We start from the raw sequence: 20293 nt of genomic DNA on the forward strand, positions 1-20293 counted from the left end.
ACTTCGCGGAGCTGCCGGCGACACGGCGTTTTGGCCCCCTCGGGGCCCGCGAGCGGTAGCCCTCAGGCCTCGCCGAGCGCCGCGTTCGTGAGGGCGCCGATGTGCCGGGCGGCGTCGGCCGACAGCATCTCCTCGTGACCGCAGGGCACTTCGTGCACGGTCAGCGAGCCGTCCACGTGCTCCAGCCAGCGCCGTGCGAGGTCGGCGGTCGGGGCCGGCCGGCCGTCGGCGGCGACGAACAATGTCAGAGCGCCGGTGAAGCGGCCGGGCGTGAACTCCCGCGCGATGTCGGTGTGATGGCGCATCACACCCATGAGCGAGCGCAGCTCCTTCTCACCGATCCCGGTGCCCGCCGCGTGGTGGTCCAGGAACGCGGTGCGGATCTCGTCGTCGGAGGGGTTCGGGTCCTCGGGGAACACGGGATAGACGTCGAGGGCCCCGAGGAACGCGACCTCCTCGCCCGCCGCCTGGAGCTGCACCGCCATCTCGTGGGCGACCAGTCCGCCGAAGGACCAGCCCAGCAGGTGGTACGGCCCGTGCGGCCGGACCTCGCGGACGCGCTCGACGTAGGTGGCCGCGAGCGCCCGTACGTCCCGTGGCCGGTCCCAGTCCCGCCCGTCCACCGCGATGCCGTCGGACTGCAGGGCGTACACGGGCCGCTCCGCGTCGAGGTGCGGGGCCAGCTCGGCGTACGGCAGCCCGAAGCCGACCCCGCCGTGCACGCAGAAGAGCGGGGCGGCCGTGCCGGTGGGCCGGATGGCGAGGACGGGGTGGAGGGGTACGTCCCGGGTGACCGCGCCGGACGCCTCCTGGTCCTCGTCGGTGCGGGCCGCCGCCGCGAGGCCCGCCACCGTCCGGTGGGTGAAGACGTCGGCCAGCGAGAGCGTGAGCCCCGCCTTCGCGGCCCGCGCGACGATCCGCACCGAGCGCAGGCTGTCCCCGCCCAGCGCGAAGAAGTCCCCCTCTGCGTCAACCTGTTCGAGGCCGAGGATCTCGCAGAACACCTCGGCGAGCACCTCCTCGGCGGCGGTGCGCGGCGCCCGCCCAGGGGCCACGGCGCCGGCAGCTCCGGCCCCGGCTCCCGGCGCCGGAAGGGCGCGCGTGTCGAGCTTGCCGTTCGCCGTCAGGGGCAGCGCGGGCAGGGTCACCAGTGACGCGGGCACCATGTGCGCGGGCAGCGACTCCCCGACGTACGCACGCAGGACGGGTACGTCCACCGCGGCCACGCCCGGCACCGGCACGACGTATCCGGTCAGCCGGCGCACGCCCGTGGGTGTGGCGGTGACGGTGACGGCGGCCTGGGCGATCACCGGATGGCGGGCCAGCGCGGCCTCGATCTCACCGGGTTCGATGCGGAAGCCGCGCAGCTTGATCTGGTGGTCGGCGCGGCCCACGTAGTCCAGGGCACCGTCGGGCCGCCACCGCACGAGGTCGCCGGTGCGGTACATACGCGTTCCGGCGGGCCCGTAGGGGTCCGCGACGAAGCGCTCGGCCGTGGTGACGGGCCGGCCCAGGTAGCCGTGGGCGAGACCGTCACCGGCGATGTGGAGCTCGCCGGTGACGCCGACCGGCGCCGGGGCGAGGGCCGCGTCGAGGACGTAGACGCGGAAGTTGTCCAAGGGCCGCCCGATCGGCGGCTTGCCGCCCGGGGTCAGCGGTGCGCTCCAGGTGGAGCAGACCGAGGCCTCGGTCGGGCCGTAGGCGTTGCGCAGGACGCCGAGGCGTGAGAAGCGCTCGACCAGGGCGGGCGGGCATGCCTCGCCGCCCGTGAACAGGCTGAGATCTTCAGGTAGTTGGGCCTCTTCGGGGAACCCTGCGATGACGGTCGGCGGCAGGATGGCGTGGTTGACGCCGTGCGCGGCGACCAGATCGGCCAGCAGTTCGCCGGAGAGCCGGCTGTCGGCGGTGGCGAACACCAGCGTGCCGCCGGAGAACAGCGAGGCGCACAGCTCCCACACCGTGGCGTCGAAGCTGAAGGAGGCAAACTGCAGGGCCCGCGTGTCCGGCCCCGCGCCCGCGTGCGTGTGCAGGTTGGCGACCAGGTTGGCGGCTCCCGCGTGCGGCACGGCCACGCCCTTGGGGCGGCCCGTCGAGCCCGAGGTGTAGATGACGTACGCCGTGTCGCGCGGGGTCAGCGGGCGCGTGCGGTCGGCGTCGGTGGGGTCGGTGGCGGGGCTCTCGCGCAGCTCGGCCAGGGTGGCGGGGGTGTCCAGCACGAGCGGGGCGGGGCCGCCGGACCGCACCGGGAGGCGGCCGGCGACCTCTTCGGCGGTGAGGACCTCGGCGGGGGCCGCGTCGTCGAGCATGTACGCGATGCGCTCGGCGGGATAGTCCGGGTCGACCGGCAGATAGGCCGCACCCGTCTTGAGGACCGCCAGCAGAGCCACCACCGTACGGGCGGACCGGGGCAGTGCCAGCGCGACCACGTCACCCGGGCCGATGCCGCGCCCGAGGAGCAGATGGGCGAGGCGGTTGGCGTCGGCGTTGAGCTCCGCGTAGGTGAGGCGGGAGGGTTCGGCCGCGGCGGGGTCGGGGACGAGCAGGGCCGGATGGCCGGGGGCGTGCGCGGTGTGCGCCTCGAAGAGGGACGGGAGCGTGGCCGGGGGCTGGGGCCGCCGGTCGCCGTGCCAGGCCGTCAGGAGGGTGTGGCGCTCCTCCGGGGAGAGCAGGTCGAGGGCGCTGAGCGGGGCGTCGGGTGTGCGGGACGCGGAGTCGAGGAGGGTGGCCAGGGAGCGCGCGATGCGGTCCGCGGTCGCCTCGGTGAACAGGTCGGCGCTGTACTCCAGTTGGATGTCCAGGCCGCCCGGCCCGCCGTCCGTGGCCGTCCGCTCCGTCACCTGGAACGCCAGGTCGAACTTCGCGGTGGCCGTGCCGACCGGCTCGACCGCCGCCGTCAGCCCCGGCAGCCCGGGCAGCGGATCCGTGCTGTTCTGGAACGCCAGCACCACCTGGAAGAGCGGCTGCCGCGCCATCGAGCGCACCGGGTTCAGCTCCTCCACCAGGTGCTCGAAGGGCAGTTCGGCATGGGCGTACGCCGTCAGGTCGCTCTCCCGCACCCGGGCGAGCAGCGCGCTGAACGCGGGGTCGCCCCCGGTGTCCGTGCGCAGCACGAGCGTGTTCACGAAGAAGCCGACCAGATCGCGGACCGCGTCGTCCGTGCGCCCCGCGACCGGGCTTCCCAGCGGGATGTCGGTGCCCGCGCCGAGCCGGGTCAGCAGGGCGGCGAGCCCGGCCTGCACGGCCATGAAGAGGCTGGCGCCGCCCCGCTGCGCGAGGTCCGCCAGCCGGGCGTGCGTCCCGGCGGGCACGGTGCGCACGACGGTTCCGCCGCGGTGGCCGGCGCGTGCGGGGCGCGGGAAGTCGGCGGGCAGCTCCAGTTCCTCCGGGATGCCCGCCAACGCCTCGCGCCAGTGGGCCAGTTCGGCCGCGGCCAGGCTGTCCGCGTCCGCCTTGGTGCCGAGCAGCTCGCGCTGCCAGCGGGCGTAGTCCGCGTACTGCACGGGCAGCGGCTCCCAGCGCGGCGGACCGCCCGCCCGCCGCGCCGCGTAGGCGGCCGACAGATCGCGGGCGAGGGGCTCCAGCGACCAGCCGTCGGCAGCGATGTGATGCAGCGTCAGCGTCAGTACGTGGCTGTCGACGCCCAGCGCGAACAGGCGGGCGCGCAGCGGGGCCTGGGCCGACAGGTCGAAGGAGTGGGCGGCCTCGGCGGCCAGCGCCTCGGCGAGTGCTTCGGCGCCGGAGCCCGGGAGCTGGACGAGCCGCAGGCGGGCGCCCGCCTCCGCGGCCTCCTCGGGGGAGAGGATCAGCTGCGAGGCGAGCCCGTCTGCCTCGGTGAACACGGTGCGCAGGCTCTCGTGCCGGGCGACCACGTCCGCCACCGCCGCCGTCATCGCCGCGGTGTCCAGCGGTCCGGTGAGGCGGACGGCCAGCGGGATGTTGTACGCGCCGGACGGGCCGTCCATGCGGTTCAGGAACCAGAGCCGCTCCTGTGCGTACGACAGCGGGGCGGACGCCGAGCGGTGCGCGGCGGCCCGCAGCGCCGGCCGGTGGCCGGTGGACTCGGCGGCCTTGGTGGCTTCGGTGACGCCGGGGGCGGCCGGGGCGGCGGGGTCGTCGGGCAGGGTGCGGGCCAGCGCCTCGGCCGTACGGGCGTCGAAGAGCGCGCGCACCGGGACGTCCGCGCCCACGGCAGCGCGCAGCCGGTTGGCGACGCGCACCGCGGACAGGGAGTGACCGCCCAGGGCGAAGAAGTCGTCGTCGGCGCCGACCCGTTCGAGCCCGAGAACCTCCGCGAAGACCGTGCACAGCAGCTCCTCGCGCGCACCCTCGGGCGCCCGGCCGGTGCCCGCCAGCTCGTCGGGCGGTGCGGGCAGCGCCTTGCGGTCGGTCTTGCCGTTGGGGGTCAGCGGCAGCGCGTCCAGGGGAACGTACACGGCAGGGACCATGTGGTTGGGCAACACCGCGGACGCGCGCTCCCGTAGCTTGTCGCGGTTGGTCCCTGCCGGTACGACATAGGCGACCAGGCGGGCTTCCCCGTACTGGTCGGTGCGGGCCGTGACGACGGCCTGCTGTACGCCGGGCTGCGCCGCGAGCACGGACTCGATCTCGCCGAGCTCGATGCGGTAGCCGCGGATCTTGACCTGGTGGTCGCTGCGGCCCGCGTACTCCAGGGCCGAGCCGGCGCCGTCCCAGCGCACCACGTCACCGGTGCGGTACATGCGCGCCCCCGGCGTGGCGGGCGGCGCGAACGGGTCGGCGACGAAGCGCTCCGCGCTCAGCCCGGGCCGGTTCAGATAGCCGCGGGCGAGCCCGGTGCCCGCGATGTACAGCTCGCCGAAGGTGCCGTCGGGCACCGGGCGCAGGGCGCCGTCGAGGACGTACACGCGGGTGTTGGCGATCGGGCGGCCGATGGCGGGCGGGCCCGAAGCGCCGGACCCACCGGGCCCGTTCGGCTCCGACGGCGCCACCAGGGTCGCCGCCGTGGACCAGATCGTCGTCTCCGTGGGGCCGTACACATTGGTCACGGACGCGCAGTGCGCGGTGAGCGCCCGGGCGAGCGGCTCCGGCAGCGCCTCACCGCCCACCAGGGCGCGCAGGCCCGCGAGCCGAGGCGCGTGGTCGGCCGCGAGGGACTGCCACAGGCTGGGCGTGGCCTGCATCAGGGTCGCGTCGGAGGTCGTCACGGCGGCGGCGAGGGAGGCCGGGTCGCGCACCGTCTCCCGGTCGGCGACGAGGAGTTCGGCGCCGGCCGCGAGCGGCACGAACAGCTCCAGGTTGGCGATGTCGAAGCCGAACGTCGTGACCGCGAGGAACCGGTCCTCGGGCGTCACCTCGAAGCGCCGGCGCATGTCCTCGACCAGGTTGGCCAGCGCGCCGTGCGGTACGACGACGCCCTTGGGGCGGCCGGTCGAGCCGGAGGTGTAGATGACGTAGGCGGGGTGGTCGGCGTGCGGGGCGGGCGGTTCCTGGGCGGGGGCCGCGGCCGGTTCGTCGGGGACGGAGTCCGGGTCGTCGAGGACCCAGAGGGGGCCGGTGGGGGCGTCGCCCCGGCCCCTCAGGAGGTCGCGGACCCGGCGATGGGTGAGCGTCACGACGGGGGCCGCGTCCGCCAGCATGTAGTGGAGTCGGTCGCCCGGGTAGTCGGGATCCAGGGGCAGGTAGGCGGCGCCGGACTTGAGGACGGCGAGGGCGGCGACGACCAGGTCGCAGGACCGGTCGAGCGCGAGGGCGACCACCCGCTCGGGGCCCGCACCGGCAGCGCGCAGCGCCCGCGCCAACCGGTCGGCCCGCGCGTGCAGTTCGCGATGGCTCAGGCGCTGCGCGCCGCAGGTGACGGCGGGCGCGTCCGGGGTGCGGTCGGCCCACTGGGCGAGGAGGGGGGCCAGCCAGTGCCCGGGGACGGCCGCGTCGGTGTCGTTGCGTGCGTCGACGATACGGGCCCGCTCGGCCGCGTCCAGGACGTCCAGCCGCCCGCAGGGCACGTCGGGCCGGGTGACGGCGGCCTCCAGGAGCCGCGCGAAGCGCAGCCCGATCCGGTGCGCCTCGCCGCGAGGTACGAGGACGGGGACATGGTTGACCGCCAGGCCCACCGGGGCGCCGGGGAAGACCGTGAGGGTGACCGGGTAGTGGGTCGCCGAGCGGATGTCGACGGCGGTGACCAGCGGGCCCGCAGCGGTGTCGGCGGCCTCCGCCTCCGGCGTGAGGGGCGTGCGGCCCATCGGGTAGTTCTGGAACATCAGCGCGGTGTCGAAGAGTTCCCCGCGCACGGAGGTCAGCTGCTGCACCTCCGCGAGGGTCAGGTGCTCGTGCGGCAGCAGTTCGGCCTGGCTGCTCTGCACGGCGGCGAAGAGTTCGGCCGGTGTGCGGGCCGGGTCCACGTGGACGCGTACGGGAAGGGTGTTGGCGAACAGGCCCACCATGTCCTCGACATCGGGGATCTGCGCCGGCCTGCCCGACGTCACGGCGCCGAACAGCACCGTGTCCTGGCCCGTCAGCCGCGACAGGAGCAGGGCCCAGCAGCCCTGCACCACCGCGTTGACGGTGAGCCCGCGGGAACGGGCGAACTCCGCGAGCGCGGCAGAGACTTCGGGGGTGAGGTCGAGGGGGACGGACTCGGGCAGCGCCTGGCGGGCATCGACGGGCGGGCCGCTCGCGGCACCTGCCCCACCGTCGCCCGCACCGTGCTCCTCCGTGCTCGCCGCCGGCACCAGACGCGTCGGCTCCGTCACGCCCTCGAGGGCGCGCCCCCATGCCTGCCGGGCCGCCTCCTTGTCCTGCGCGCCGAGCCAGGAGAGGTGGGCGTGGTACGGAGCGGCGGAGGGAGCCTGCGGCACCGAGGCATCGGCCCCCGGCTTCAACGCCGTTGCCAGCGTCGCCAGTTCACGGGTGAGTGTCGCCATCGACCAGCCGTCCACCAGGATGTGGTGCACCGTCCACACCAGACGGCAGCGCCCGCCGCCCGCTCTGATGAGGGTGAAGCGGTGCAGAGGCGGCTTGGACAGGTCGAAGCGGCGCAGCCGGTCCTCCTCCGCCACCCGGTCCAGCTCGGCGGCGGTCGGCTGCCCCTCGCCGGGAGAGGCGGTCAGGTCGACGTCACGCCACGGCAGTTCGACGGTCTTGGGGATCACCTGGATCGCCTCGCCGCTTCTGCGGTGGCGGAAGCAGGCCTTCAGGTTCGGGTGCCTGTCCAGCAGGGCGGCGGCCGCCGCGCGCAGGCCCATGGCGTCGGCGTCGGTCATTCCCTCGAAGTCGACCACCAGCTGGAGGGTGTAGACATCCGTGCCCTCGCGGTCGAACTCCGAAAGAAAGAGCAGCCCCTGTTGCAGCGGAGACAACGGAAGGACTTCACTGATAGCCGATGGCCGATTCAAAGCCGCGCCCCTCATGGAATAGCTGGACAGACGGAAACACAAACAATTTCCGATCGCGCTGACGCTAAACTGACCGACAACTGACACCCTGCTGACGCCTCGCCTGCCCGCGCCGCCTGCGACGGGCCGCCACCCTGCGTCAGCAGTCCGTCAGTCCCTCGTCAGCGCGCGAGGAGAGGCTTACCGGCGAGGCTAATTCGTTGCCGAAGGCCAGGAGTGCCCAGTGCCGGTTATATCCGCGTCGCATGAATTCGACGTCAGTGACCTCTTCGTGAATCTGCAGCCGTTCTTCGGACGCCGTCTCTTTCTGAAGGTCGAGGGATTCAACTTCGCCGGTTCCATCAAACTGAAGGCGGCCCGGGAGATGGTCGCCCAGGCGGAGGCCGCAGGCGCCCTCGGCCCCGGCTCGACGCTGGTGGAGTCCTCGTCCGGGAACATGGGCGTCGCCCTGAGCGTGCTCGCCGCGAGCAGGGGCTTCAAGTTCCTGTGCGTGACCGACTCGCGCTGCAACGCGGTGACCCGGCGCACCATGGAGTCCTTCGGCGCCGAGGTTCATGTCATCACCGAACCGCACGAGACCGAGGGCTTCCTCGGCGCGCGCATCCGCCATGTGAAGGCGCTGCTCGCCGCCGACGAGAAGAAGGTCTGGCTCAACCAGTACCTGAGTGCGGGCAACTGGATGGCGCACTACCGCACTACGGCGCCCGCCATCGCCCGGCAGTTCCCCGACCTGAACGTGCTGATCGTCGGCGCGGGCACCACGGGAACCCTGATGGGCTGCGCCCGCTACTTCCGCGAGCGGCGCCCGGGGGTGCGGATCGTCGCCGTGGACAGCGTCGGCTCCGTCACCTTCGGGGAGCCCCCGGCCACCCGGCACATCCCGGGCCTGGGCACCAGCGTGCGCCCCCCGCTCCTGGACGAGTCCCTCGTCGACGCCGTCGTCCACGTCCCGGAGGCGGACACCGTCCGTACCTGCCGTGAACTGGTCCGGCACGGATTCCTCTTCGGCGGCTCCACCGGAACCGTCGTGACCGGCGCGCTCGGCTGGCTCTCCGAGCAGTACGGCGACGGCGTCGGAGGCGTGAGCGACCAGGTGACCGCCGTGACCATTTCGCCGGACCTGGGCGAGCGCTACATGGAGACCGTCTACCACGACGAGTGGGTGCGCAACTCGGTCGGCTCCGAAGGTCTCGCGCAGGGCGTCGGAAGTATGCGCGCGGGAGCCGAATTCGCCGCCGGCCTGGAAGCCGTATCCGGCTGACCGGCTGACCGACAGGTGAACGGCGAGCAAGTGGCAGGACAGCGTTGAAGGTTGATGGGGCGGGGCTGAGGCTGAGAATGACGGAGAGCGAAGAGATGACGACGACACACCGCGGCGCTGTTCTCCCGCTCACCGCGGCGCAGGCCGAGATCTGGTTCGACGAGCAGTTCGCCACCGGGCCGCTCGCCTACAACATGGCCGACTACATCGACCTGCGCGGTCCGCTCGACGCCGCGCTCCTCGCAAAGGCGCTGCACTGCCTGGGCCATGAGGCCGAAGGGCTGCGGGTGCAGTTCGTCGAGGAAGCGGGCGCCCCGGGCCAGATTGTCCGCCCGCTCGCCCAACCCCCGCTGAAGAGCCTCGACTTCAGCGCAGAGGCCGAACCCCTTGCCGCCGCCGAGCGATGGATGGGCGCCGACCACGCCGAGCCGCTGAAGATCACCGACTTCCCGCTGTTCCGGGGCGCGCTCATCAAGCTGGGCCCCGAGCACCACCTGCTCTACCTGTGCATGCACCACATCCTCGCCGACGGCTACAGCCGCGCACTCCTCTACCCGAAGCTCGCCGCGCTCTACACGGAACTCGCGCAGAACGAGGGTGAGTTGAGCGTCGAGGGTGACGTCATGCCGCCCTTCCACCGTCTCCTGGACGCCGAGCGCGCCTACCTGGACTCACCGCAGGTCGAGCGCGACCGTACGTACTGGACCAAGCGCCTCACCGCCGGCGACCGCGGCCCGGCGCCCGAACTCGTCTCGCTCTCCGCGCAGGAGCCCGCCCCCGGCCGCGACGCACTGCGCCACACCTCCCGCCTCTCCATCGAGGCCACCGACGCGCTGCGCGCCCTCGCCCGCGACGGCAAGGTCACCATGCCCGTCGTGATGGTCGCCGCCATGGCCGCCTATACCCAGCGCGTGACCGGCGCGGCCGAGCCGCTGCTCACCCTGCCGGTCACCGGCCGCGTCGGCGCCGTCAGCCGCGAGATCCCGGGCATGCTCGCCAACTACCTGCCCCTCGCCGTACGGGTGCGCCCGGAGATGACCCGCGCCCAACTCCTGCGCCAGGCCTGGGTGGAGGTGTCCGGTGCCCTCAAGCACCAGCGTTACCGGGGCGACCGTATCCGCCGCGACATCGGGCTGCGCACCGACGACCGGCGCGCCTTCGGGCCGTTCATCAACGTCCTCAACCAGGACCCCGAACTCGCCTTCGCCGGCGACTGCCGGGGCACCGTGGTCAACCTCTCCACCGGCATCGTCAACGACCTCATCATGACGGTCCTGAACGCGGCCGACGGCACGATGGAGATCCACCTCGACGGCAACCCGGAGCTGTACCGCTCCACCGAACTGGCCACGCACCTCGCCCGCTTCGAGGCCTTCCTCGCCGCCCTCGCCGAGCTGCCCGCGGACGAGCCCCTCGGCCGGGTCGGCCTGGGCGCGCCCGAGGAGCCCCTCGGTCTGCTCGGCGCCTGGGACCGGGCCGCCGAACAGGACGCGTACGAAGGCCTCGTCGAGCGAGTGCGAGCCGTGGCCGCGCGCACGCCCGACGCGGTCGCCGTGGCCGACGGCGCCGAGAGCGTCACCTACCGCGCTCTCCTGACGCGCGCCGCGGGCGTGGCCTCCCGGCTGACCGCGGCCCAGGCCGAACGCGGCTCGCTGGTCGCGATGCTGGCCGATCCCGGGGTGCCGTTCGTGGTGGGTGTGCTGGGTGTGCTGGGTGCGGGTGGCGCGTATCTGCCGCTGGATCCGGCTGCTCCGGCGGCTCGTAACGCCGCTCTTCTCGCGGACAGCGGTGCCCGCTTCCTCCTCGTCGGCGCCGGCTACGAGGAGCGGGCGCGGACCCTGACGGACCTGCCCGTGCTGCCACTCGCCGCGCCCACCGATGCCGCCTGCACGACTGAACTCCCTTGTGTCGGGGGTGGGTTGGATCTGGCGTATGTGATGTTCACGTCGGGTTCGACGGGTCGTCCCAAGGGGGCGATGGTGCAGCGGTCCGGGATGGTCAATCACCTGTGGGCGAAGGTGGGGGATCTGGATCTGGTGGCGGGGGAGTCGGTGGTGGCGAATGCGCCGCTGACTTTTGATGTGTCGGTGTGGCAGATGCTGGCTCCGTTGTTGGTGGGGGGCCGGGTGCGGGTGTCGGGGGTGGAGCTGGCCGCCGATCCTTCGGGGTTGTTCGCCGTGGTGCGTGATGAGCGTGTGGCGGTGCTTGAGGTGGTGCCGTCGCTGCTGCGGGCGGCGCTGGATGCGTGGGATGTGGAGGGCGGGGCTCCCGAACTCCCGTCGCTGCGGTGGCTGATGGTGACCGGCGAGGCGCTGCCCGCCGATCTGTGCGAGCGCTGGCATGTCCGGTATTCGCATGTGCCGTTGATGAACGCCTACGGCCCGACGGAGTGCTCGGACGATGTGACGCACGCCGTCATCACGGCCGGTCAGCAGCTCGACGGTCGGGTGCCGATCGGTGGTGCGGTGCGCAATACCCGGCTGTATGTGCTGGGTGATGAGTTGCAGCCGGTGCCGGTGGGTGTTCCCGGTGAGCTGTACGTCGGTGGGGCCGGCGTCGGCCGCGGCTACCTCGACGATCCCGGCCGTACCGGAGGCACGTTCGTCGCCGACCCGTTCGCCGGCGCGGGAACGCGGATGTACCGGACCGGTGACCGCGTGGTCCAACGCCCCGACGGGCAGCTGGAGTTCATCGAGCGGCGCGACCACCAGGTCAAGATCCGCGGCCGTCGCGTCGAGACCGGTGAGATCGAGGCCGTCATCCGGTCCCTGGACAGCGTGGTGGACGCCGCGGTCGCCGTACTTCCCGACGCCTCCGGCAACCCCCGGCTCGTCGGCTATCTGACCGGGCCCGGTGTCGACGCCACGCAGGTCCGCGCCGAACTCGCCCAGCTGCTGCCCGCGTACATGATCCCCGCGTCCTGGCTGGTCCTGGACGCGATGCCGCTCACCCCGAACGGCAAGCTCGACCGCAAGGCGCTGCCCCGCCCCGCCGTCGCCGAGCAGGACACGACGCGTGGCCCGCGCGACGAGCGCGAGCGCATCGTGTGCGGCATCTACGCCGACGTACTCGGCGTCTCCCGCGTCGGGATCGACGAGGACTTCTTCGCGCTCGGCGGCGACAGCATCCGCTCCATCCAGGTCGTCAGCCGCGCCCGCAAGGCCGGACTCGCCCTGACCACCCGCGACGTCTTCACCCACAAGACCGCCGCCGCCCTCGCCCGGGCAGCGGGCGCGGTCGGCGCAGGCACCGCGAGCGGGCCCGCCGCGACCGCCGACGAGAGCGGGGTCGGCGTCTTGGAACTCACCCCGATCATGGGCCAGTTGCACGAGGACACGCGTACGCTCACCGGCCCGGTGGTCAAGTACAGCCAGCACGTCGTCGTCCGCGTCCCCGCCGGCCTCGACGCGGACCGCCTCGACACCGCCCTGCACGCCCTGGTCGACCACCACGACGCCCTGCGCACCCGCGCCACCGAACCGGCCCCCGGCCTCTGGCAGCTGGAGGTCCTCGCGCCGGGCGCGATGTCCGGCGTACGGCTGGTCTCCACCGTCGACGCGAGCGGCACGACCGGCTCGGACCCCCAGGACATCCTCGGGTTCGCCGAGCGGCAGGCCTCGGCGGCCCGCGCGCGCCTCGACCCCTCCGCCGCCGTCATGGTGCAGGCCGTACTGATCGACGCCGGTCCGGGCGCCTCCTGCGGATGGCTGGTGATCTGCGCCCACCACCTCGTCGTCGACGGCGTGTCCTGGCGCATCCTGCTGCCCGACCTGGCAGCCGCCTGCGAGGAACTCGCCGCCGGCCGCAGCCCGGCCCCCGACCCCGTCGGCACCTCGTACCGCAGCTGGTCGCGCCTGCTCACCGAACAGGCCCGCACGCAGGTACGCGGCCCCGAACTCGCCCTGTGGCAAGGCATCCTGGACGGCCCCGACCCGCTGGTCGGCACCCGCAGGCTCGACCCCGCCAAGGACGTCTACGGCACCCAGCGCACCCTGCGCCTCGAACTCGGCCCCGACATCACCGGGCCGCTGCTCACCGAGGTTCCCGCGGCCTTCCACGCCGAGATCAACGACGTCCTGCTGACCGGACTCGCCCTCGCCGTCGCGGACTGGCGCAGGCGGCACGGCCACGCCCACTACGGGCAGACCCTGATCGAGCTGGAGGGCCACGGCCGCGAGCAGCTCAGCGACACGCTCGACCTGTCGCGCACCGTCGGCTGGTTCACCAGCGCCTTCCCGGTCCGCCTCGACCCCGGCACCCTCGACTGGGACGAGGTGTGGGCGGGCGGCCCCGCCCTGGCCACGGCCCTGAAGAAGGTCAAGGAGCAACTGCGCGCCCTGCCCGACCGGGGCGTCGGCCACGGCCTGCTGCGCTACCTCAACCCGCACGCCGCCCGCGCCCTCGCCGGATATCACCGGCCGCAGATCGGCTTCAACTACATGGGCCGCTTCGACGCCCGCGAGACCGGGCTGTGGGAGCCCGCGGGCGGCGACGGCGTCGTCGGCACCGGCGCCCACCCCGGCATGCCGCTGCCGCACGTCCTCGACGTCACCCCCGCGACCGAGGACCGCCACGACGGACCGCATCTGATCGCCAACTGGAGCTGGGCCGGGCAGTCCGTCGCCGAGGAGGACGCGCGGGACATCGCGGACACCTGGTTCCGCGCCCTGGAGCTGCTGTCCCGGCACGGCGCCGGACCGGCCGCCGGTGGCCTCACCCCCTCCGACCTGCCGCTGGTGGACCTGGCACAGGACGAGATCGAGGAGTACGAGGCCGAACTCGCCGAGGCGGGCACGACCCTCGCCGACGTCCTGCCCCTCACACCCCTCCAGCAGGGCATGCTCTTCCACGCGGACTACGACACCGTCGCGGGCGAGCAGGGCGAGGACGACGCCGTGGACGTCTACACCCTGCAGATCGTCGCCGACATCGAGGGCGACCTCGACCCGGCCGTACTGCGCGCCGCCGGGCAGGCCCTCCTCGACCGGCACCCGAACCTGCGCGCCTCCTTCCGGGCCCGCGCGACCGGCGACCCGGTGCAGATCATTCCGGACAGCGCCCGGCTGCCCTGGCGGGAAGCCGACCTGAGCGACCTGCCCGAGCCCGCGCGCACCGCCGAACTCGACCGGATCACCGAGGCCGAGCGCACCCGCCGCTTCGACCTCGCGCACCCGCCCCTGCTGCGCTTCACGCTCGTCACCCACGGCGAGGGACAGCACCGCTTCATCTGGACCAGCCACCACATCCTCGTCGACGGCTGGTCGATGCCCCTGCTCGTCCAGGAACTGTTCGCCCTGTGCGCACCCGGCGCGGACGTCACCCTCCTGCCCGACCCGGCGCCGTACCGCGACTACCTCGCCTGGCTGACCGCACAGGACCGCGACGCGGCCCGGGAAGCCTGGCGCGACGTCCTCGCCGACGTGACCGAGCCGACCCTGCTCACCCCGGCCGACCCCGACCGTGTCCCGGCGCTGCCCGACTCCGTACGCGCCGAGGTGCCCCGCGAACTGACCGCCGCCCTGTCCACCTGGGCGCGCGGGCAGGGCCTGACCCTCAACTCCGTGGTGCAGGGCTGCTGGGCGCTGCTGCTCGGCAGGCTCACCGGCCGCCAGGACGTCGTCTTCGGCGCCGTCACCTCCGGCCGGCCCGCCGAGGTCCCCGACGTCGAGTCGATGATCGGCATGTTCCTCACCACCGTGCCGGTCCGCGCCCGGCTGCACCCCGGCGCCACCCTCACCGAACTGCTGCACGCCCTCCAGGACCAGCAGACCGCGCTGCTGCCGCACGAGCACCTCGGCCTCACCGAGATCCACAAGGCCGCCGGGCTCTCCGGCGAGGTCTTCGACACCGTGGTCCTCTTCGAGAACTTCCCCCTCGGCGAGAGCGGCCTGGACACCGGCAGCACCGCAGGCGGCCCCCGCGTGGTGCGCGCCGAGGCCCGCGACGCCCGCCACCACCCGCTGAGCATGGCCGTCTTCCCCGGCGACACCCTGAGCCTGCGCCTGGACTACGCGCCGGACCTGTTCACCCGCGACGGCGTCGAACGCGTCGCCGTCGTCTTCGAGCACCTGCTGCGCACCGTCGCCGAACAGCCCGGCCTGCCCCTCGCCCGGATCGACGTGACCGCCCCGGCCGGCCTGGCCGGGCCCGGCACCCCCGGTGAACTCGGCGGGCTCCTCGGTACCTGGGACCCCTCGATCGCCGAGGAGAGCCTCGGCGTCGTGGAGCGCGTGCGCGCGGTGGCCGCCCGCGTCCCCGGCGAGATCGCCGTCACGGACGCCGCGGGATCCGTCACCTACCGGGAACTGGTCGAGGCGGCCGGCGGACTGTCCGCCGGACTCACCGCGGCCGGGGCGAGCACCGGCTCGCTGGTCGCGATGCTGGCCGATCCCGGGGTGCCGTTCGTGGCGGGTGTGCTGGGTGTGCTGGGTGCGGGTGGCGCGTATCTGCCGCTGGATCCGGCTGCTCCGGCGGCTCGTAACGCCGCTCTTCTCGCGGACAGCGGTGCCCGCTTCCTCCTCGTCGGCGCCGGGCACGAGGCCCGGGCCGAGGAGCTCGCCACCGCCCGGATCACCGCCCTCGCACTGGAGGACGGACTCACCGCACGCGCCCTGCCCGACTGCCTCGGGGGTGGGTTGGATCTGGCGTATGTGATGTTCACGTCGGGTTCGACCGGTCGCCCGAAGGGGGCGATGGTGCAGCGCTCGGGAATGGTCAACCACCTGTGGGCGAAGGTGGGGGATCTGGATCTGGTGGCGGGGGAGTCGGTGGTGGCGAATGCGCCGCTGACCTTCGATGTGTCGGTGTGGCAGATGCTGGCCCCGCTGCTGGTGGGCGGCCGGGTGCGGGTGTCGGGGGTGGAGCTGGCCGCCGATCCTTCGGGTCTGTTCGCCGTCGTGCGTGATGAGCGTGTGGCGGTGCTTGAGGTGGTGCCGTCGCTGCTGCGGGCGGCGCTGGATGCGTGGGATGTGGAGGGCGGGGCTCCCGAACTCCCGTCGCTGCGGTGGCTGATGGTGACCGGCGAGGCGCTGCCCGCCGATCTGTGCGAGCGCTGGCACGCCCGCTACCCGAGCATCCCTTTGATGAACGCGTACGGGCCGACGGAGTGCTCGGACGACGTCACCCACGCGGTGATCAGCGCCGGGGAGCCCCTGGACGGCCGCGTTCCCATCGGCGGTGCGGTGCGCAACACCCGGCTGTACGTCCTCGGCGACGAGCTGCAGCCGGTGCCGGTCGGTGTGCCGGGTGAGCTGTACGTCGGTGGGGCCGGTGTCGGCCGCGGCTATCTCGACGACCCGGCCAGGACGGCGGGGACGTTCATGGCCGACCCGTTCGCCGGCGCGGGAACGCGGATGTACCGGACCGGTGACCGCGTGGTCCAACGCCCCGACGGGCAGCTGGAGTTCATCGAGCGGCGCGACCACCAGGTCAAGATCCGCGGCCGCAGGGTAGAGCTCGGCGAGATCGAGGCCGTCATCCGTACCCTCGACGCCATCGCCGACGCGGCCGTCGCCGTCGTCCCCGACGCCTCCGGCAACCCTCGCCTTGTCGGCTACCTCACCGGTACGGGCACCGCGGCACCCGACCCCGACCGTGTGCACCAGGACCTGTCCCGGCTGCTGCCGGCGTACATGATCCCCGCGTCCTGGCTGGTCCTGGACGCGATGCCGCTCACCCCGAACGGCAAGCTCGACCGCAAGGCACTGCCCCGCCCCGACCACACGGACGAGACGCAGAAGCGCGGCCCGCGTGACGAACGCGAGCGCGTCCTGTGCGAGATCCTCGGCGACGTACTCGGCGTCCTGCAGGTCGGCATCGACGAGGACTTCTTCGCGCTCGGCGGCGACAGCATCCGCTCCATCCAGGTCGTCAGCCGCGCCCGCAAGGCCGGACTCGCCCTGACCACCCGCGACGTCTTCACCCACAAGACCGCCGCCGCCCTCGCCCGCGCCGCCGCCGAGCAGGAGCAGAACGGGCCCGGCGCACCCGCCGCGGAGCCGGAGAGCAGCCTGATCACCCTCTCCGACGACGAACTCGCCGATCTGGAACTCGAGTTGAGTGAGGAGCTGTCGTGACCGTGACCAACACCGGGTCGAAGATCAGCGAGGTGCTGCCGCTCTCGCCGCTGCAGCAGGGGCTGCTCTTCCTCTCCTCCTACGATCACGCGGCACCCGACCTCTACACCCTCCAGTTCGACGCGGACATCGAGGTCGCCGACGCGGACGGCGGCACGGAGACCGAGGCCCGCCTGCGCGCCGCCTCCGCCGCCCTGCTGCGCCGGCACCCCAACCTCCGCGCCTGCTTCCGCAACCGGAAGAACGGCGAACCCGTCCAGATCGTCCTCAAGGAGGAAGAGGTCGAGCCGGACTGGCAGGTCCGGGATCTGACCCACCTGCCCGCCGCCGAGCGGGACACCGAGGCCGAGCGGATCGCACGCGAGGACCGGCTGCGCCGCTTCGACCCGGCGCGCCCGCCGCTGATGCGGTTCACCCTGATCCGGCTCGGCGAACGACGCCACCGGCTGCTGTGGTCCGTGCACCACATCCTCATGGACGGCTGGTCCTTCCCGCTCGCCGTACGGGAGTTGATGCTTCTCGGCGACGGGGAGCGCGGCCGCGCCGAGCTGTCCCCGCCCGCGCCCTACCGCGCCTTCCTCACCTGGCTGAAGGGCCGCGACCGTACGGCGGCGCGGACGGCCTGGGCGGAGCTGCTCGACGGCCTGGACGGCCCCGTACGCCTGCTGCCCGCCGCCCGTACCGAGGGCGACGCGCAGCAGCCCGAACTGCCCACCGGCATCGGTGACTTCCTCTCCGCCGAGCGCACCGCCGCCCTCGCGGCCTGGGCGCGAGGCCAGGGCCTGACGCTCAACTCCGTGGTGCAGGGCTGCTGGGCGCTGCTGCTGGGACGGCTCACCGGCCGCGAGGACGTCGTCTTCGGCTCCGTGACCTCCGGCCGGCCCGCCGAGGTGCCCGACGTCGAGTCGATGATCGGGCTGTTCGCCAACACGCTGCCCGTGCGCGCCGACGTCCGCCCCGGCCTGCGCGCGAGCGACCTGTTCCGGGCACTGGCAGGGCAGCAGATCGCGCTGATGCCGTACGAGCATCTGCCGCTCGCCGAGGTGCAGGCAGCCTCCGGAATTCAGGGCGAACTCTTCGACACCGTGCTGGCGTTCCAGAGCTATCCGCTCGACGAGGAGGGCCTGCGACGGGAGTCGGGCGGCGCCGTGAGCGCGGCCCGGGTGCACTCGGCCACGCACTACCCGCTGAGCCTGACCGTGTTCCCCGGCGAGCGCCTTGAACTGCAACTCGCTTACAAAGCCTCTGTGTTGGAGCGGGACGGGGAGGGCGGCCCGGAGCGTGCGCGGCGCATCCTCGACCGCCTCGTCCGCATTCTCGGCGACGTCGCCGACGACCCCGACGTGCTGCTCGCCCGCCTGGGCGCGCCGGACCCCGCCGAGCAGCGGCGCATTCTCACCGAGTGGAGCGGCGCCGCCGCCGGCACCCCGGACGAGACCCGGCGCCGTACGACCATCCCCGCGCTCTTCGCCGAACAGTCCGCCCGCACGCCCGACGCGGTCGCCGTCACCGTGCCCGAGGGGGCCGGCTCCGCCTGTCTGACCTACGGCGAGCTGGAGACCCGCGCCAACCGGCTCGCGCACCTCATCGCCGCTCGCGGCGCCGGACCCGGGACGTTCGTGGCGCTCGCGCTGCCGCGCGGCACGGACCTGATCATCGCCATCCTCGCCGTCCTCAAAGCAGGCGCCGCCTACCTGCCCCTGGAGCCCGGCCACCCCGCCGACCGCCTCGCCCACACCCTGCGCGACGCCCGCCCCGCACTCCTGCTGACCAGCGCCGAAGCCAGGCTGCCCGCACTGCCGGAGGTTCCCGACGTCGAGCGCGTCGACCTCGGCGCCGACACGACACGGGCCGCGCTCGCCGCCTGCCCGGACACCGACCCGGGCACCGGCGCCGCCGCCGACCCCGAACACCCGGCGTACGTCATCTACACCTCCGGATCCACCGGCCGCCCCAAGGGCGTGGTGGTGCCGCACCAGAACGTGGTCCGGCTGCTGGACGCCACCGACCCGTGGTTCGGCTTCGGGCCGGACGACGTGTGGACCCTCTTCCACTCCGTCGCCTTCGACTTCACGGTGTGGGAGCTGTGGGGCGCGCTGCTGCGCGGCGGCCGGCTGGTCGTCGTGCCCTACGACGTCTCCCGCTCGCCCGACGCCTTCCTGGACCTGCTCGCCGAGGAACGCGTCACCGTCCTCAACCAGACGCCGTCCGCCTTCTACCAGCTGATGCGCGCCGACGCCGACCGGCCCCGCGAACTCGCCCTGCGCCGCGTGGTGTTCGGCGGCGAGGCGCTCGACATCGGCCGCCTCACCGACTGGTACGAGCGGCACGGCGACGCCGACGGGCCGCTCCTGGTCAACATGTACGGGATCACCGAGACGACCGTGCACGTCTCCTACCAGGAACTCGACGCGGCCACAGCGGCCGCCGGCGGCGGCAGCGTGATCGGGCGCGGCATCCCCGACCTGCGGGTGTACGTGCTCGACGGCGCCCTGCAGCCCGTCCCGGCGGGCGTGCCCGGCGAGCTGTACGTCGCCGGGCCGGGCCTGGCACGCGGCTACCTGGGACGCCCCGACCTGACCTCGGCACGCTTCGTCGCCTGCCCGTTCGGTCCCGCGGGCGCCCGCATGTACCGCACCGGCGACCTGGGGCAGTGGCGCGCCGACGGCACCCTCGAATACCTCGGGCGCGCCGACGAACAGGTCCAACTGCGCGGGTTCCGCATCGAGTTGGGTGAGATCGCGACCGTCCTCGGGCAGCACCCTCGGGTCGCCGAGGCCGCCGTTCTCGCCCGCGAGGACCGGCCGGGCGACCAGCGCCTGGTCGCGTACGTCGTGACGGCCGATGGACCCGAGGCGGGTGAACTCGCCCCGGAACTGCGGGCGTTCGCCGGTGAGCGGCTGCCCGACTACATGGTCCCGGCCGCCGTCGTCCGGCTGCCCGCGCTGCCGCTGACCGCCAACGGCAAGCTCGACCGCCGCGCGCTGCCCGCCCCCGAGTACGCCACCTCGGCGCGCGCCCCGCGCACCCGTGAGGAAGAGGTGCTCTGCGGCGTCTTCGCCGAGGTCCTCGGCCTCGAACGCGTCGGCGTGGACGACGACTTCTTCGCCCTCGGCGGCCACTCGCTGCTCGCCACCCGCATCGTCAACCGGGTCCGCGCCGAACTCGGCGCCGAACTGCGCCTGCGTGACCTGTTCGAGGCCCCCACCGTCGCGGGACTCGCCACCCGGCTGCCCGCCGCCGAGCCCGGCAGGGCCCCCCTCGTCGCGGGACCGCGCCCGGCCTCCCTTCCGCTGTCGTACGCGCAGCAGCGCCTCTGGTTCGTCGAACGGCTCGGCGCGCCCGGCGGGCTCTACAACATCCCGCTGGCCGTACGGCTGTCCGGCCCCCTGGACAAGCCCGCGCTCGAAGCCGCCCTCCAGGACGTCGTGGCCCGCCACGAGGCCCTGCGGACGGTGTTCCCGGCGCGCGCCCTCTTCGCCGATGACCCCACCGAGACCACCGGCGCCGGGGCCTCCCCCGCTTCCGGCGCCGGTTTCGACGGCGGCGTCGGCCCGGCCGAGCAGCGGGTGCTCGCGCCGGCCGAC

Annotated in this window: 4 protein-coding genes; 3 read left to right on the top strand and 1 reads right to left on the bottom strand. The window is 73.6% G+C overall.

Annotated features, from left to right (window positions below):
• Positions 1–62: 62 nt before the first annotated feature.
• Positions 63–7334 carry an amino acid adenylation domain-containing protein gene (locus tag ABZS97_RS37070; RefSeq protein ID WP_356145302.1) on the bottom strand — a complete coding sequence of 2424 codons (7272 nt, stop codon included), beginning with the start codon at positions 7332–7334 and terminating at the stop codon, positions 63–65.
• Positions 7335–7593: 259 nt separating this feature from the next.
• Here ABZS97_RS37070 and sbnA point away from each other — a divergent pair, with 259 nt between their 5' ends.
• The 3 genes from sbnA to ABZS97_RS37085 form a co-directional block, all read left to right on the top strand.
• Positions 7594–8631, top strand: a complete 1038-nt coding sequence (gene sbnA, locus ABZS97_RS37075; protein WP_356145304.1) for a 2,3-diaminopropionate biosynthesis protein SbnA — start codon at positions 7594–7596, stop codon at positions 8629–8631.
• Positions 8632–8726: 95 nt separating this feature from the next.
• Positions 8727–16706, top strand: a complete 7980-nt coding sequence (locus ABZS97_RS37080) for an amino acid adenylation domain-containing protein (protein ID WP_356145306.1) — start codon at positions 8727–8729, stop codon at positions 16704–16706.
• Positions 16703–20293 (top strand): amino acid adenylation domain-containing protein (locus ABZS97_RS37085; protein ID WP_356145308.1); only part of this gene is annotated, 3591 nt, incomplete at its 3' end. The genes ABZS97_RS37080 and ABZS97_RS37085, both read left to right, overlap by 4 nt.

Source organism: Streptomyces sp. NPDC005485, from assembly GCF_040606085.1.
Lineage (GTDB): Bacteria > Actinomycetota > Actinomycetes > Streptomycetales > Streptomycetaceae > Streptomyces.